We start from the raw sequence: 13,916 nt of genomic DNA, 5'->3' as shown, positions 1-13,916 counted from the left end.
CTACCTCTCGTGCCTTTCAAAGGGGACGAACACCGGCAGGGCGCGCCCGTCGGGCAGCGGGCGCCAGTCCAGCCGGAGCGGGTCGCCGATCCCGACCGCGCCGGGCTCGTCGGTGACCACGTTGGACAGCAGCAGCACGCCTTCGGCCAGCCGCACCCTGGCGACGACGTACGGGGGCGTGAAGCCGGGCATCGCCCGCTGGACCACGGTGCAGGCGTCGACCGCGGCCTCGCCGGAGGCGTCGAGCCAGCCCAGGCCCTCGGTGGCGCCGCAGGCGGTGCAGAGCGCCCTGGGCGGGTGCTGGGCGTGCCCGCAGGAGCAGCGCTGCACGAGCAGCCGCCGTTCGCGGGTGGCCTCCCACCAGGGCAGGGTGACCTCGTCGGGTTCTGGCGCGTTCACCGGTCCACCCCCAGGAGGACGGTCGCGTGCGTGGACAGGATGCCGCCGGTGCCGTGGGCGAGCGCGACCTCCGCGCCGGGCACCTGCCGCTGGCCGCACTCGCCGCGCAGCTGGCGGACGGCCTCGACGAGCAGCAGCACCCCGTACTGGCCGGGGTGGCAGTACGACAGGCCGCCGCCCGAGGTGTCGAGCGGGAAGTCGCCGCCCGGGCGGATGCGCCCGCCGGCGATCCAGTCGAGCGCCTCGCCCCGGCCGCAGAACCCGAGCGCCTCCAGGGTGAGCACGACCGTGATGGTGAACGAGTCGTACACCTCGGCCACGTCCACGTCGGCCGGGGTGAGCCCGGCGCGGGCGAACGCGTCGCGGCCCGCCTCGACGGCGCCGGTCACGGTCAGGTCGTCGACGGCGGTCATCGACGTGTTCGTGGTGCGCTCGCCGTAGCCGAGCACGCGGACCGGCGGTCTGCGCAGGTCGCGGGCCCGCTCCAGCGAGGTGAGCACGATCGCGCCGCCGCCGTCGGTCACCAGGCAGCAGCCGGCCGAGGTGAGCGGCGTGGACACCATGGGCGCGGCGAGCACCTCGGCGGCGCTGAGCGGCCCGGCCCCGTGCCGGTAGGCGGCCGGGTTGAGCAGCGCCCACTCGCGGGCCGCGACCGCGACCTCGGCGAGCTGCTCGCGGGTGCCGCCGTAGCGGTGCAGGTACTGCTGGGCGGCCATGGCGTAGTACGAGATCGGGTACAGCGGCCCGTAGGGCGTCTCGAACTGCGCCTCGGGCGTGTGCGTCTCCACCACGCCGCCGAGCGACCTGGACCGCGCCGAGCGCTGGTTGGACGCGAACGAGACGACGACGGTGGAGCACTGGCCGGCCTCGATGGCCTGGACCGCGCGGGCGACGTACATCTCGAACGCCGACCCGCCCGCGAAGGTGGAGTCGGTCCAGGACGGGCGCAGCCCGAGATACTCGGCGAGCTGGGTGGCCGAGAACCGGGACACCCCGGTGGTGGCCACGCCGTCCACGTCGGCGAGGGTGAGCCCGGCGTCGGCCAGGGCCCTGGTCACCGCCTGGGCCTGCAGCCCGAGTATCGACCTGCCGGTGACGCCGAGGTCGCTCTCGGCGGCGCCGGCGATGGCGACGGCGGTCATGAGGCCTCCTCGCCGAGCACGATCTCGGCTCCGGCCGGCTCGACCGCCACCCGCTCCGGCAGGTCGCCGTCGATGATGAGCACCCGCTGCTCGACCTGGACGACGCCGCCCTCGACGGCGGTCACCCGGCCGACGCAGCGGACGGTCTCGCCGGCGAAGACGAGGTTCTTGAACCGGAAGTGCAGGCGGCGCACGAACGCGCGCGGCCCGAGCCAGTCCTGCACCTGCTCGGCCAGGAGCGCGCCGAACACCTGCCCGTCCACGACCGGCGCCGGCAGCCCGCGCGGCGCCAGGTAGTCGGGGTCGTAGTGGAGCCGGTGCCAGTCCCAGGTGGCCCCGGCGTAGGCGACCATGGCGCGCAGGTCGATGGTCCGCTCCAGCGGCGGCACCTCCGCGCCGGGTGTGACCCGTGGTGCTGTCACCGGTCCTCCTTCCGCGCGACGTAGATGATGGTCTCCTCGTTGGTGCAGAGCAGGTCGCCGTCCTGGTTGGTGTAGGTGGCGACGGAGGAGACGACGAGCATGTCCTGCCCGCCTGACGTGCGGCGCTCGGTCGCGCCCTCCAGCCGCCAGGTGGCGGTGATCACGTCGTCCGGGCGGACGTGCCGGTGGAAGGTGTACGTGTTGCCGCCGCGCACCTTCCTGCTGCCCGGGATGTCGATGTGCCAGTCGTGGCCCGCGTACCCGTCGGCGTCGGGCGGCACGTCGGCGTACTGGTTGGTCTCGCAGATCAGCGTCGGCGGCGCGACGACGCCCGGGAGCCCGTGCTCGCGGGCGTAGGCGTCGTCGGTGTAGAGCGGGTTGTCGTCGCCGACGGCCTTGGCGAAGTAGCGGATGGCGGCGCGGCCCAGCTCCTCCGGCGCGGTGTAGGTGACCTCCGTGCCGATCCTGGCGCGGAGTTCGTCGCTCAGCAGGCTCATGGCAGCACCGCCGTGGGGAAGACCTCCAGCAGGAACTCCGGCCGCAGCAGGCCGGCGCAGAGCGCGCCGGTGGAGGCCGGCCACGGCTCGCGCAGCCGCTCCTTGCGCACGCCCGCCACGCCCCGGTAGCCGGCCAGCCCGTCCGGGCAGACGAACTCGATCGTGGAGATCAGGTGCTCGGGCCCGGCCCCGGCGGCGGCCAGCACCTGCCCGATCGCGTCGTAGGTGACCTCGGCCTGGGCGACCACGTCGCCGGGGTGCAGGACCTCCTGCGTCTCCATGTCGAGCGAGGCGAAGCCGCTCATCCACAGCATGCCGCCGGCCTTGACGCCGGGCGTGTAGGTGAGCGTGTCGTAGCGGGACCAGCCGGGGTTGACGGCCTCCAGCGGGTGGCGCGAGGCGGTGACCTCCAGCGCGACGAGCACGCCAGGCCGGTGCAGCTCGCTCATCAGGATGCCGCCCGCGCCCGGGTAGACGCCCGCGCCGCCGAGCCGCTCCTTGCGCGCCCGGTGGGTGCGCCGGTAGACGTCGCGGGTGGCGGGGGTGCTGTAGTCGTACGTGGTCACGGCGGCGTCGAGCGACAGCCCGGCGCCGCGCAGCAGCCGGTCGGCCTTGTCCAGGCAGTAGGCGTACTGGCCGACCAGGTCGCCCTCGTGCACCACCGCGCCGTGCTCGTCGACGGGCAGCAGGGTCGGCAGGAACACGGCGCCGTCGGCCGTCTCGGCCACCCCGCCCTCGGAGACGGCCTTGGGCCCGCCGGGGCTCGCGTGCACCTCGATCTCGATGAACGCCGCCGGGCGCAGCAGCCGCTCGACGATCACCGTGCTGACGGCGGGCCGGTGCTCGCCGAAGACCTCCTGCCGGATGGCCTCGGCCTCCGGGTAGTGGTCGAGGCCGTGGACGGTGACGTTCTCGGTGATCTTGGTGACGTCCTGGAAGGTGAGTCCCGCGGCCTCCAGGATCCTCTCGATCTTCGCGTACGCGGTCCTGGTCTGGTCGGTCATGCCGCCCCTGACCACCATGCGGCCGCTCTCCGGGTCGTGCTCGCTGGCCGAGTGGCCGGACAGCCAGGCGTCGGCGCCGTGCGTGAGGCCGAGCGAGAAGGAGTACCCCTCGTAGCGGAACCAGGGGAAGTGGTCGGGACGGATGGCGTTGAGTGTCATGCGTTCTCCTCCGGGGCCGCGAGCCGGTCGGCGAGCGCGGCGATGGCGGTCAGGTCGGGCTCGGCGGCCAGCGCGCGGATCCGGCGGGCCAGCTCGTCCGCCTCCGGTGACGGCCCGCCCGCGTTGGCGGTGAACTTCGCGAGCAGCGCGGCCTCGCTCAGCGGGTTGCCCGGGCCACCGGCGCTGCTCGGCACCCTGCCCTCGACCTCCCGCCCGCCGGCCAGCCGCAACCGCACGTGGCCGGGCGCGTCGGCGGCGACGCCGGGGAACGGGGTGACCTCGGTTCGGACCCGGGCCGCGAGCGCGGCGACGTCGTGTCGGCGCAGCCTGCCGGGCTCGTACGTGCCGAGCGTCACCTCACCGTCCAGCAGCAGCGCGGCCACACTCCAGGGCAGCGAGAACTTCGCGTCGTACGGGGTGCGCGGCGCGACCTTGCGGTCGGCGGGCTCGCACACGATGGAGGCACTGTCCGGATGCACATACGCGATCACCTCGACCACCTCCTCACCGAGCCGGGCCGCGCGGGTTTCCCCGCCGGGCCGGTCCCCACGGGCCTCGTCGCCAGGCCGGGCCGCACGAGCCTCCTCACCAGGCCGCGGCGGGCGGGTCTCCCCGTCGTGCGAGGTCGTACGCGGCTGGGCGGTCTTGTCGCCCAGAGTTGCTTCGCGGAGGGCGTCGGCGGCGGCGTCCAGGGTGGCGTGCATGAGCTGGCAGGCCGGGTACGGCTTGACGGTGATGCGGGTGGTCTCCCACGTCTCGCCCAGGCCGTCGGTGATGCGGGCGATGTCCGCGGGGCGGGCGGCCAGGGCCGCGTAGAGGCCGTGCGGGCCCTCGATCACGGTGTCGGGACCGCTGGCGCCGGCCGCCGCGAGCCGGGCGGCCAGGATGCCGGACGCCGAGGCCAGGCCGGGGTGCAGCTGCTTGGTGGACGCGCCGGTCGACAGGAACTCCAGCAGGCCCCCCGCCTGACTGCCGGCGATGCCCAGCGCGTCCACGGCGGTGGCGGGGTCGAGGCGCATCAGCCGGGCCGCCACGACGGCGGCGGCCAGCACGCCGCACGCCATGGTGGCGTGCAGGCCGCGGGCGTGGAAGGCGTGCGGCGCGGCGGCGCCGAGCCGGCACACGGTCTCGTACCCGGCGATGGCGGCGGCGAGCGTCTCGGCGCCGCTCGCGCCGGTCTGCTCACCGACGGCGAGCGCGGCGGGCAGCACCGCGGCGGTCGCGTGCACCAGCCCGCCCGCGTGCGTGTCGTCGAAGTCGAGCGCGTGCACGAGCGTCCCGGTGGCCAGCGCCGCCGCCACCGCCGAACCGCGCCCCCCGGTCCCGGGAATCCCCGACTCGGGCGGCCCCCCGAGCCCGCGGGCGACGGCGATCGCGGGCGCCGCCGCCCCGGCCCGGCCGCCCGCGACGGCGGTGCCGAACCCGTCGAGCAGATGCCTGCACGCGGCCTCCCGCACCTCCTCGGGCGCGCCCGCCGGCCCGGGCCCGAGCGCCCAGGCCACGAGAGTACGCGCGACGGTCACGACCCCACCGCCCCCACACCCTCCGAAGCCCCACCACCGGAGGCAGCCGCGGCGTCCCCACCGGAAGCCGAGACAGCACCGCCGGAAGCCGGCACGGTGTTCCCGCCGGAGGCCGGGGCCTCGCCGCCGGAAGCCGACGTGGCGTTCCCACCGGAAGCCGGGGCCTCGCCGCCGGAAGCCGACGTGGCGTTCCCACCGGAAGCCGGGGCCTCGCCGCCGGAAGCCGATGTGGCGTTCCCACCGGAAGCCGGGACAGCGCCGCCAGAAGACGGCGTGGTGTCGCCGTCGGGAAGCGGGCCGAAGGCGCCGGCGTCGGTGAGGGTGCTGATCCGGGTGTCGTCGTAGCCGAGGAGGTCGCGGACGACGTGGCCGAAGTCCTCGTTGCGGCGGGGCGCGCGGCGGTAGGCGGGACGGTCGGCGCCGACCCGGACCGGGGAGGCGACCTGGCGGACGGTGCCCCAGTGCGGGTGCTCGGTCTCCACCAGGAGGTCGCGGGCGAGGGTGTGCTCCTCCTTCATGGCGGCGGGCACGTCGTTGATCGGGCCGCACGGGATGGAGGCGGCGTAGAGCGGCTTCAGCCACTCGTCGACCGTGCGCCGCCGGAAGATCTCCTCCAGCAGGGGCAGCAGCACGTCCTTGTTGCGCCGCCGGTCGGCGAAGGTGGCGAAGCGCGGGTCGCCGGCCCACTCGGGGTGACCGATCACCACGGCGAGCCGCTGCCAGAACTTCTCCTTGGCGCAGCCGACCACCAGCCACCCGTCGGCCGCCTCGAACGCCTGGAACGGCACCAGCGACGGGTGCGCCGAGTGACGGGTGCGCTCGGGGACGAACCCGGCGTTGAGGTGCCAGACCGCCGGGTAGGTCAGCAGCCCTATGGCGGTGTCGTACAGGCTGACGTCGCAGTCCATGCCGACCCCGTCCCTGCGGGCCGCGTGCAGGCCTGCCAGCAGCGAGATGGCCGCCACGAACCCGCCGGAGTAGTCGACCATCGACAGGCCCGACTTGGTCGGCGGCCCCTCCGGGTCGCCGGTGAGGTCCATCCACCCGGCCAGGCCCTGGAGCACGTAGTCGTAGCCGGGCTCCTTGCTGCGCGGCCCGGTCATGCCGAAGCCGGTCAGCGAGCAGCACACGATGGCCGGGTTGAGGTGCTTGAGGTCGTCGTAGGTGATGCCGATCTTGGCCGGCACGTCGCCACGCAGGTTGCTGTAGACGGCGTCGCTGACCTTGACGAGGTCCTCGAAGACCGCGCGGCCCTCCGGGCTGGACAGGTCCAGGGAGAGGCTGCGCTTGTTGCGGTTGAAGGTCTCGAAGAACAGCGAGTCCTCGCCCTCGGCGTACGGGGGCACGTAGCGGCCGACGTCGCCGCCGGCCCTCGGGTCCTCGATCTTGATCACCTCGGCGCCCAGGTCGGCCAGGTGCACGCTGCCGAACGGGCCCGCGCCGTACTGCTCGACGGCGATGATCCGGACGTCTTCCAGCGGTCTCACGCTCGTCCTCCCGTGATGTCGGCGATGAGGCGGATGATGGATCGCTGCGCCGCCCTGGTCTCGGCGGCCGGCAGGCCGTGCGTGGGCGGGGTCAGCTTGACGGAGCCGGCGAGGCCCTCGTAGGCGGCGATCCGCTCCCGTACCTCGTCGCGGGTGCCGGCGAGGGTGAGTGCGTCCACCATGCGGTCGGTCACCACGTCCCCGAGGTGGTCGGCGCCGCGCCCGCCGCGGAAGGCCTCGATCACGGTCTCCTGCTCGGCGGCCAGGTCGTGGAAGGCGAAGAAGTCCGCGTAGCTGCGCACGCTCGCGTAGAAGCCGACCAGGCCGGCGGCGCGGCGGCGGGCCAGCTTCGGATCGTCGTCGACCGAGCAGGCGGCGGAGACGACGAGGTCGAGGTCGCCGCGCCCCTTGCCGCGCTCATCGACGTGGGCCTTGGCGAGCCCGGCCTCGATCTCCGGCAGGATGCGCTCGGCCAGGTAGGAGGGCGAGCACAGCTCGTGGGAGATCCAGCCGTCGCCGATCTCGGCGGCGAGCCTGGTCATCGCCGGGCCGACGGCCGCCAGGTAGATCGGGATCCGGGTGCGGACGACCGGGAAGGGGCGCTGGTAGCCGACGATCCGCATCGGCTCGTGCTCGCCGTCGAGCACCATCGGCTCGCCGGTGCCGCAGTGCTCCCAGAAGTGGCGCAGGTAGCGGACGGTCTCGCGCAGGTGGCCGACCGGCTTGCCCCAGCGGGCGTTGTGCCAGTCCTCGTTGAGCCGCTTGACCCCGGAGCCGAGCCCGAGCACGAACCGGCCGCCGGACAGCTCGTCCAGGTCGAGCGCCTCCAGCGCGGTCACCATCGGGCTGCGGGTGAACGCCAGCGCGATCGCGGTGCCGACCCGGGCGGTGCCGGTGGCCTGGGCGAGCGCCGCGGCCGACACGGTCGCGCTGCGGTGCAGCTCGGGCACCCACACGACCTCCGCGCCCGCCTCCTCGGCGGCGCGGGCGGCGGCGGCCTGCTCCTCCAGGGTCTCGCCCCACGGGCCGTAGGTGATGCGCACTCAGTCCTCCAGGGCGAGCGGCTGTTCCGCTGTCGGGAACAGGCCCTCGATCTGCTCGGCGCCGCGCCGGTAGACGTAGAAGGTCCGCTTGAACGAGCAGACCTCCTTGCCGTCCTGGTTGAGCGTCCTGGTCTTCACGGTGACGATGCCGGCGTGCGGGCGGCTGCCGGACTCGCGCTTCTCCAGCACGATCGACTCGCTCCACAGCGTGTCGCCCGCGAACACCGGGTGGGTCATCCGGATGTCGGTCCAGCCCAGGTTGGCGAAGGCGTTCTGGGTCAGGTCGGTGACGCTCTGCCCGACGGCGATGGCCACCGTGAAGGTGGAGACCACGAGGGGCTTGCCGAACTCCGACTTCGCCGCGTACTCCGCGTTGAAGTGCATCTGGTTGGTGTTCATCGTGAGGAGCGTGAACCAGGTGTTGTCCGCCTCGGAGACGGTCCTGCCGAGTGGATGCTGATACACGTCCCCGACTTCGAAGTCCTCGAAGTACCGGCCCTGCCAGCCCGGTTTGACACTCATGACGTTTCCTCGCTCTGGCCTCACGCTGACAGCCAGAGCCTAAACGTCAGACCATTCAAGGGTCAAGGCGGTGTTCCGCTCTACGCAACGACGTTTCGTCTAGTCGCCGTTCTGGCGGCGCTCCCTGTCGATGCGCGTGTAGGTCTCGCGCAGATGCTCCAGATGCTCGCGCTGGGCCCGCTCGGCGGCCTCGCGGTCGCCGGACTCGACGGCCCCGAAGATCTCCCTGTGGTCGCGGTCGACCCGCTCGAAGAAGTCGGACGCCGCCTCGTCGCGGGCGAACCTGCTCTCCAGCACGCCGAACACGGGCGCGGTCACGGCGGTCAGCAGCGGGTTGCCCGCCGCGGCGAGCAGCACCTCGTGGAAGCCCCTGTTGGCGGCGAACCCGCGCCCCCGGTCGCGGCGCGGCTTGACCAGGGACCGCCGCAGGGCCTCCAGCTGCTCGGGGGACCTGCGCTCGGCGGCCAGCCCGGCGGCGGGCACCTCCAGCAGGCACCGGACCTCCAGCAGGTTGGCCACCGAGCCGGCGTCGGTGAACAGCGCGAAGCTGGAGCGCAGGTAGTGCTTGATGTGCTCGGGGTCGGGGTGGACCACGAAACTGCCCCCGGCCACTCCCCTGCGGGTGACCAGCAGGCCCTCGCTGGAGAGGACGCGCAGCGCCTCGCGCACCGTGCTGCGGCTCACGCCGTACATGGCGCACAGCTCCGGCTCCACCGGGAGCCGGTCGCCGGGCTTCAACTGGCCGGCGAGAATCTGCTCCCTCAGCCGGCTCGCCAGGTCCTGGTACGCCGGAGCAGCGGCGCGGTCGGTCGGCACGGCCACAGCGTAACCCGCCATGCGGGATCACCACGACTCCGGATTCCCTCTAGCGAAACGGTGTTTCAACATGAAACCCTGATGCTCCACGTGAAGGGAGCCCCCATGACCAGCACCAGCCCGTCCCCGGAGAGCGTGCGCAGGATCATCCTGGCCCGCCGGCCGGAAGGAGTGCCCGCCGAGGAGGACTTCCGGCTGGAGACCGTGCCGGTGACCTCGCCCGGCCCCGGCGAGGTGCTGGTCCGGGCCGTCCACCTGTCGCTCGACCCGTGGGTCCGCGGCGCCATGACCGGCCGCAACCTGGGCCACCCGCCGATCCACCCGGGTGACCTGGTGCCCGGCAGGGCCGTCGCCCGGGTGGTGGGCACCGGCGAGTGGGTGGTGGCCGAGACCGGCTGGCAGGAGTACGCCACCGTGCCCGCGGAGTCGCTCCGCCCGGTCGCCGTGCCGCCCGGCGTCCCCCGTACGGCCGTGCTCGGGGTGCTCGGCACGCCCGGCCTGACCGCGTACGCCGCGATCACCCGGCTGATCCGGCCGGCGGTCGGCGACACCGTCGTGGTCTCCTCGGCCACCGGAGCCGTCGGCGGCGTGGCCGGGCAGCTCGCCCGCCTCGCGGGCGCGCGCACGGTGGCGATCGTCGGCGGGCCGGCCAAGTGCGAGCGGGCCACGGACTTCTTCGGCTACGCGGCGGCCGTCGACCGGCACGACCCCGGCTGGGCCGACGCGCTCGCGGAGGCCTGCCCCGACGGCGTCGACGGCTACCTGCACATGGCGGGCGGCGAGGTGCTGCGCGGGGTGGCGGACCGGCTCGCCCCGCACGCCCGGGTGGCGCTCGCCGGCCTGCCCGACCACGCGAACGAGGTGGGCGAGACGGTCCTGCCCGCCGGGGCGGTCATGCGGGCGCGGGCGTCCGTGCACGGGCTGGTCGTGTACGACCACTTCGACCTGCGCCCGCGGTTCGCCGACCGGGTGGGCAAGCTGCTCACCGAGGGGCGGCTCCGCTTCCTGGAGGACGAGCACCACGGCCTGGAGTCGACGCCCGCCGCCTTCGCCCGGCTCATGTCGGGCCTGAACACCGGCAAGGCCGTGGTGCACCTTGACCGGGATACATCAGACAATTAGGGTCTTCGAAACAGCGTTCCGAGTAGCGGAATGATCGGGGAGGCGGATCCATGAGAACACCGGTCGGCACGGCGGAGGCCATGCTCACCTCCGTCATCGAGCGGCGGCTGGAGGGCGTCCTCGACACCTTCTCCCCCGCCGACGACGCGTACGTCTTCGTCGAGGGTCCCCGCTGGACCACGCACGGCGGCGACCGGATCAAGGCCGGCTGGGAGGCCTACTTCAAGGCCCCCATCCGGATCCACGGCTTCCGCTGGGTGGAGGGCCCGTTCTGCTGGGAGGCCGACACGCTGGCCCAGGTCGCGGGCGTCATCGACTACGACATCGAGGGCGACGGCAAGAAGGGCAGGCTCCGGATGCGGATGACCTGGCTGGTGCGCCGCGAGGACGACACCTGGCGCATCGTGCACGAGCACGGCTCGCAGCCGCTGGCCGACCCCTACGGCGCCGGCGACTGGTGGCCGGAGGGCGAGAACCCGCTGCGATGAGCGACGTCCCGCTGGTGGAGGAGCTGGCCTGCGTCTGGATCGAGGTTCCCGGCCTCGACGCCACCGCGGAGCGCCTGCGGAGCGTCCTCGGCCTCGAATCCCGCGCGAGCGGCACACTCGCCCCGGAAGCCGGGCTCGGCGGATGGGCCGGGCGGCCGTGGGCGCTGCTGGGACCGCCCGGCTTCCCGTACGGGATGGTCTGCCTGGTCGAGGGCGAGGCGCGGCCGGTCACGCGGGCGCTGCCGCGCGGCTGGGACTCGGTGGAGCTGGTCGTCGAGGACGTCGACGCGGCCGCCGGGCGGCTGGCCGGCTGGCCCGGCGTCCGGCCCGTGGCCGAGCCGTTCACCACCGACCTGTCGGAGCTGGGCAGCAACGTGCACCGCTCCGGCGTGTGGCGGATGCCCTGGGGCACCCACCTGATCCTGACCACCGGCCTCACCGAGCCGCAGGGCCGCAGCTTCCCCAGCGCCCGCCGGGGCACCGGCCCGGTCTTCGAGGTGCACCTGCGCACCGACGACCACGACACGGCGCGGCGGCTGTACGGCGGGAGCCTCGGCATGCCGGCGCTGATGGCCGCCGACTTCACCGAAGGCCCGCTGCACCGCGCCTGGGGCATCCCCGGCGGCACCCCGGTCAGCATGAGCCTGCTCAAGAGCGGCCGCGAGGGCACCGGCCGGGGCGCGATCGAGCTGCAGGGCCACCCGGCGGCGAACCTCGACCCGGCAGGGCTCCCGGGCGGCACCGGCCTGGTCAGCTACGCCTGCGCCGACCTGGACGCGGCGCACGCCGCCGTGCTGGCGGGCGGGCACCGCGCCACCGACCCGGCCGTGCCGGGGACCGGGCCGCTGGCCGGACGCCGGTCGTTCGTGGCGTACGGGTCCGAAGGAGAGCGGGTGCACCTCGTGGCGCACCGGGAGGAAGGGAACACCCCATGATCAGCGAACTGCGGGTGACGACCGTCGCCGTGTCCGACCTCGATCGCTCCCGCGCCTTCTACGCGGACACCTTCGGGTACGTCCCGCACACCGAGGCGGAGGTGCGCGGCCCCGCCGCCGAGGCCGCCTGGCAGATGCCGGCCGGGCTCACCGGCAGGGCCGTGGTCATGGGGCCGGAGGGGGCGACGACCGGGCTGCTGCGCCTGGTCCAGTTCGCCGCCCCCGGCCGCCCGTACTGGGGGGAGTACGCCCGCCCGCAGGACTACGGCCACTACGCGCTCAACATCAGGGTCGACGACCTCCACGCCGCCGTGGCACGGCTGGTGACGGCGGGCGGCCGGCAGAAGTCGCAGCCGACCCGCTGGACCGTGATGGAGGACCTGTCCGCCTGGGACTCGCTCTCCTACGACCCGGACGGCGTCGTGCTCGACGTGTTCCAGCTGGAGCCTGGGCCGACCAGCCCGCTCGCCGGGTACGACGGCCGGCCGAGCGAGCTGCAGACCGTCGCGATCCACGTGAGCGACGCCCGCCGCGCCGCCGCGTTCTACACCGCGCTCGGCTACGAGGTGCTGTACGACAAGCTGATCGAGAACATGGAGTCGTTCTTCCGCCTGCCGCCGGGCACCGGGCTGCACAACATCAACCTGTTCATGCCGGGCGGCACGGTCAACGGCCGGGTGGAGATCGCCCAGTACGTCGGGTTCCCCGGCAGGCAGCAGCGCGACGCGGCCGTGCCGCCCAACCTGGGCATCCTGTCGGCCTCCCTGGAGACGGACGATCTGGCGGCCACGTCCGCGCTGGTCACGGGCCTCGGCGCGGAGCCCGTCTGCCCGCCCGTCGAGGTGGACCTGCCGCCGTACGGTCCCGCGCTCGTCCAGTCCTTCTTCGGGCCGGACGGCGAGGTCCTGGAGTTCTACCAGTGCGGGTGAGACGGGTCGCGCTGGTCACCGGCGCGGGAAGCGGGCTCGGCCGGGCCGTGGCCCTGGCCCTGGGCGCCGACGGCTACGCCGTGGTCTGCGCCGGGCGGCGGGCCGGTCGGGTGGCCGAGACGGCCGGGGAGATCCGGTCCGCGGGCGGCGAGGCCGTCGGCGTGCCGCTCGACGTGACCGTGACCGAGCGGGTGGACGCCGCGGTCGCCGGGGTGGTCGCCTCGTACGGGCGGCTCGACGTGCTGGTCAACAACGCGGGCGTCTTCCGCAAGGCCGAGATCGTGGACCTGGACGACGAGGCGTGGCGGGAGACCGTCGACGCGAACCTGACCGGTGCCTTCCTGTGCGCCCGCGCCGCCGCCCGGCAGATGACCGGCCAGGAGCCGGTGGCGGGCGAGCGCGGCCACATCGTCAACGTCAACTCCGGCGCGGGCCTGCGCGGCTACCCGACGGGGGCGGCGTACTCGGCCTCCAAGTTCGGTCTGCTCGGCCTGTCCGACACCCTCCGGCAGGAGCTGGCGGGCCGCCACGTGAAGGTGACCGACCTGGTGGTGGCGGCCATGGTGAAGAGCGAGCTGTCGAACCGGGCCGATCCTGACCGGCTGGAGGCGTCCGTGGTGGGCGACCTGGTGCGCGACCTGCTCCGTCTGCGCGGCGCGGCCGTGGTCACCCGGCTCGACCTGGGACAGCTCCCGGCCTCCTGATCATCCGATGCGCGGTGTCCCGCCGTCGCGCAGCTCCACCAGCTCGTAGGAGGAGGACAGGCGGTCGGAGCGGAGGCGGATCAGCAGCCAGTCCCCGTCCGTGCTCGTCCACAGGTGTTCCTCGGCCCCGCCGTCGCTGGTCAGCAGGAAGTGCCGGGTGGGGAAGGTGCCGGCGGGCACGGTGATCGTCTCCTCGCCGACCAGGGTGGCGGTGAGGTCGCCCAGTTCGTCCGCGTACGGCCCGGTCGCCCCGTTGGGGCGGGGCGAGGAGCGGAACCCGCCCGTCAGCGGCTGCGGGCCGCCGGCGGCGAGGTCGTACGCAGGGACGATCCAGGCGTCGCAGCACACCGCGTGCGGCACGAAGAACGGCGGCGGCCCGGCCAGCGGGACCCGCTGCGACACCCTGCCCTCGTCCCTGAGCAGCAGCTCCGACTCCAGGGTGTCCTCGCCGAAGACGAACCATCCCTCGCCCAGGAACGCGCCGCCCACCCGGTGGCTGACGAAGGACCGCAGCGGACGGAACCCGGCGGACGCGGTGTGCACGACGTCCCGCTCGATGTCGGTGTCGAACATGCGGCAGTGGGCGCGCAGCGTGCGGGTGCCGTCCTCGGCGGCGGTGAGCGTCCACTCCTCGCGGCCGCGCACCCCCACCCCGTCACCCATGTAATGGATCACTCCGTGCCGGTAGCGGCTGCTCAACGGTGCACTCTCCTTCTCGCGGACG

At 74.0% G+C, this 13,916-nt stretch carries 16 protein-coding genes; 5 read left to right on the top strand and 11 right to left on the bottom strand.

Annotated elements, in window-relative coordinates; translation table 11 throughout:
- From AB0K05_RS10370 to AB0K05_RS10325, 10 genes are all read right to left on the bottom strand, one after another.
- Positions 1-399, bottom strand: a complete 399-nt coding sequence (locus AB0K05_RS10370) for a Zn-ribbon domain-containing OB-fold protein (protein WP_271280277.1) — start codon at positions 397-399, stop codon at positions 1-3.
- Positions 396-1,541 (bottom strand): acetyl-CoA acetyltransferase, encoded by a 1,146-nt coding sequence (locus AB0K05_RS10365; RefSeq protein ID WP_271280276.1) that lies wholly within the window; start codon positions 1,539-1,541, stop codon positions 396-398. The genes AB0K05_RS10370 and AB0K05_RS10365 overlap by 4 nt, the downstream gene beginning before the upstream one ends.
- A complete protein-coding gene (locus tag AB0K05_RS10360; protein WP_271280275.1) occupies positions 1,538-1,963 on the bottom strand; it encodes a MaoC/PaaZ C-terminal domain-containing protein in 426 nt (141 codons plus the stop codon). Before AB0K05_RS10360 ends, AB0K05_RS10365 begins: the two co-directional genes overlap by 4 nt.
- A complete protein-coding gene (locus AB0K05_RS10355) occupies positions 1,960-2,460 on the bottom strand; it encodes a MaoC family dehydratase N-terminal domain-containing protein (RefSeq protein WP_271280274.1) in 501 nt (166 codons plus the stop codon). The genes AB0K05_RS10360 and AB0K05_RS10355 overlap by 4 nt, the downstream gene beginning before the upstream one ends.
- Entirely contained in the window at positions 2,457-3,623 is a 1,167-nt protein-coding gene (locus AB0K05_RS10350) for a RidA family protein (RefSeq protein ID WP_271280273.1), read from the bottom strand. The genes AB0K05_RS10355 and AB0K05_RS10350 overlap by 4 nt, the downstream gene beginning before the upstream one ends.
- Positions 3,620-5,146: an MmgE/PrpD family protein gene (locus AB0K05_RS10345; protein WP_345482931.1), complete on the bottom strand. Its 1,527-nt coding sequence runs from the start codon at positions 5,144-5,146 to the stop codon at positions 3,620-3,622. Before AB0K05_RS10345 ends, AB0K05_RS10350 begins: the two co-directional genes overlap by 4 nt.
- A complete protein-coding gene (locus tag AB0K05_RS10340; protein ID WP_364228349.1) occupies positions 5,143-6,633 on the bottom strand; it encodes a CoA transferase in 1,491 nt (496 codons plus the stop codon). The genes AB0K05_RS10345 and AB0K05_RS10340 overlap by 4 nt, the downstream gene beginning before the upstream one ends.
- Positions 6,630-7,676 carry an LLM class flavin-dependent oxidoreductase gene (locus AB0K05_RS10335; RefSeq protein WP_364228347.1) on the bottom strand — a complete coding sequence of 349 codons (1,047 nt, stop codon included), beginning with the start codon at positions 7,674-7,676 and terminating at the stop codon, positions 6,630-6,632. Before AB0K05_RS10335 ends, AB0K05_RS10340 begins: the two co-directional genes overlap by 4 nt.
- On the bottom strand, positions 7,677-8,198 hold the full coding sequence (locus AB0K05_RS10330; RefSeq protein WP_219549164.1) for a MaoC family dehydratase: 522 nt from the start codon (positions 8,196-8,198) through the stop codon (positions 7,677-7,679).
- A 99-nt stretch (positions 8,199-8,297) separates the two neighbouring features.
- Entirely contained in the window at positions 8,298-9,035 is a 738-nt protein-coding gene (locus AB0K05_RS10325) for a FadR/GntR family transcriptional regulator (protein WP_148033465.1), read from the bottom strand.
- Positions 9,036-9,119: 84 nt separating this feature from the next.
- Between AB0K05_RS10325 and AB0K05_RS10320 the strand changes: the two genes are divergently transcribed.
- Genes AB0K05_RS10320 through AB0K05_RS10300 form a run of 5 tightly spaced genes read left to right on the top strand, consistent with a single transcriptional unit; the run spans position 9,120 to position 13,192 of the window.
- The gene (locus AB0K05_RS10320; RefSeq protein ID WP_364228344.1) at positions 9,120-10,136 is read left to right on the top strand and encodes an NADP-dependent oxidoreductase; all 1,017 of its coding nucleotides are present in this window, start codon (positions 9,120-9,122) and stop codon (positions 10,134-10,136) included.
- 50 nt (positions 10,137-10,186) lie between these two features.
- The gene (locus AB0K05_RS10315) at positions 10,187-10,624 is read left to right on the top strand and encodes a nuclear transport factor 2 family protein (protein ID WP_364228342.1); all 438 of its coding nucleotides are present in this window, start codon (positions 10,187-10,189) and stop codon (positions 10,622-10,624) included.
- Positions 10,621-11,559: a hypothetical protein gene (locus tag AB0K05_RS10310; protein WP_364228340.1), complete on the top strand. Its 939-nt coding sequence runs from the start codon at positions 10,621-10,623 to the stop codon at positions 11,557-11,559. The genes AB0K05_RS10315 and AB0K05_RS10310 overlap by 4 nt, the downstream gene beginning before the upstream one ends.
- Entirely contained in the window at positions 11,556-12,488 is a 933-nt protein-coding gene (locus AB0K05_RS10305; protein ID WP_364228338.1) for a VOC family protein, read from the top strand. Before AB0K05_RS10310 ends, AB0K05_RS10305 begins: the two co-directional genes overlap by 4 nt.
- Complete coding sequence (locus tag AB0K05_RS10300; protein WP_364228336.1) at positions 12,479-13,192, top strand: SDR family oxidoreductase; 714 nt, start codon at positions 12,479-12,481, stop codon at positions 13,190-13,192. Before AB0K05_RS10305 ends, AB0K05_RS10300 begins: the two co-directional genes overlap by 10 nt.
- Here the strand turns inward: AB0K05_RS10300 and AB0K05_RS10295 are convergent, their stop codons facing one another.
- The gene (locus AB0K05_RS10295; protein WP_364228334.1) at positions 13,193-13,891 is read right to left on the bottom strand and encodes a hypothetical protein; all 699 of its coding nucleotides are present in this window, start codon (positions 13,889-13,891) and stop codon (positions 13,193-13,195) included. It abuts the gene before it with no gap.
- Positions 13,892-13,916 lie beyond the last annotated feature (25 nt).

The organism is Nonomuraea sp. NPDC049486 (assembly GCF_040676925.1).
Classification (GTDB): domain Bacteria; phylum Actinomycetota; class Actinomycetes; order Streptosporangiales; family Streptosporangiaceae; genus Nonomuraea; species Nonomuraea ferruginea.
This window is presented reverse-complemented; position numbering and strand designations above follow the sequence as displayed.

Bases quoted from the DNA above. Each gene is read 5' to 3' on its own strand.
- AB0K05_RS10355 (WP_271280274.1), bottom strand. From the start codon at position 2,460: ATGAGCCTGCTGAGCGACGAACTCCGCGCCAGGATCGGCACGGAGGTC.
- AB0K05_RS10330 (WP_219549164.1), bottom strand. From the start codon at position 8,198: ATGAGTGTCAAACCGGGCTGGCAGGGCCGGTACTTCGAGGACTTCGAA.
- AB0K05_RS10325 (WP_148033465.1), bottom strand. From the start codon at position 9,035: ATGGCGGGTTACGCTGTGGCCGTGCCGACCGACCGCGCCGCTGCTCCG.
- AB0K05_RS10315 (WP_364228342.1), top strand. From the start codon at position 10,187: ATGAGAACACCGGTCGGCACGGCGGAGGCCATGCTCACCTCCGTCATC.
- AB0K05_RS10350 (WP_271280273.1), bottom strand. From the start codon at position 3,623: ATGACACTCAACGCCATCCGTCCCGACCACTTCCCCTGGTTCCGCTAC.
- AB0K05_RS10320 (WP_364228344.1), top strand. From the start codon at position 9,120: ATGACCAGCACCAGCCCGTCCCCGGAGAGCGTGCGCAGGATCATCCTG.
- AB0K05_RS10365 (WP_271280276.1), bottom strand. From the start codon at position 1,541: ATGACCGCCGTCGCCATCGCCGGCGCCGCCGAGAGCGACCTCGGCGTC.
- AB0K05_RS10305 (WP_364228338.1), top strand. From the start codon at position 11,556: ATGATCAGCGAACTGCGGGTGACGACCGTCGCCGTGTCCGACCTCGAT.
- AB0K05_RS10310 (WP_364228340.1), top strand. From the start codon at position 10,621: ATGAGCGACGTCCCGCTGGTGGAGGAGCTGGCCTGCGTCTGGATCGAG.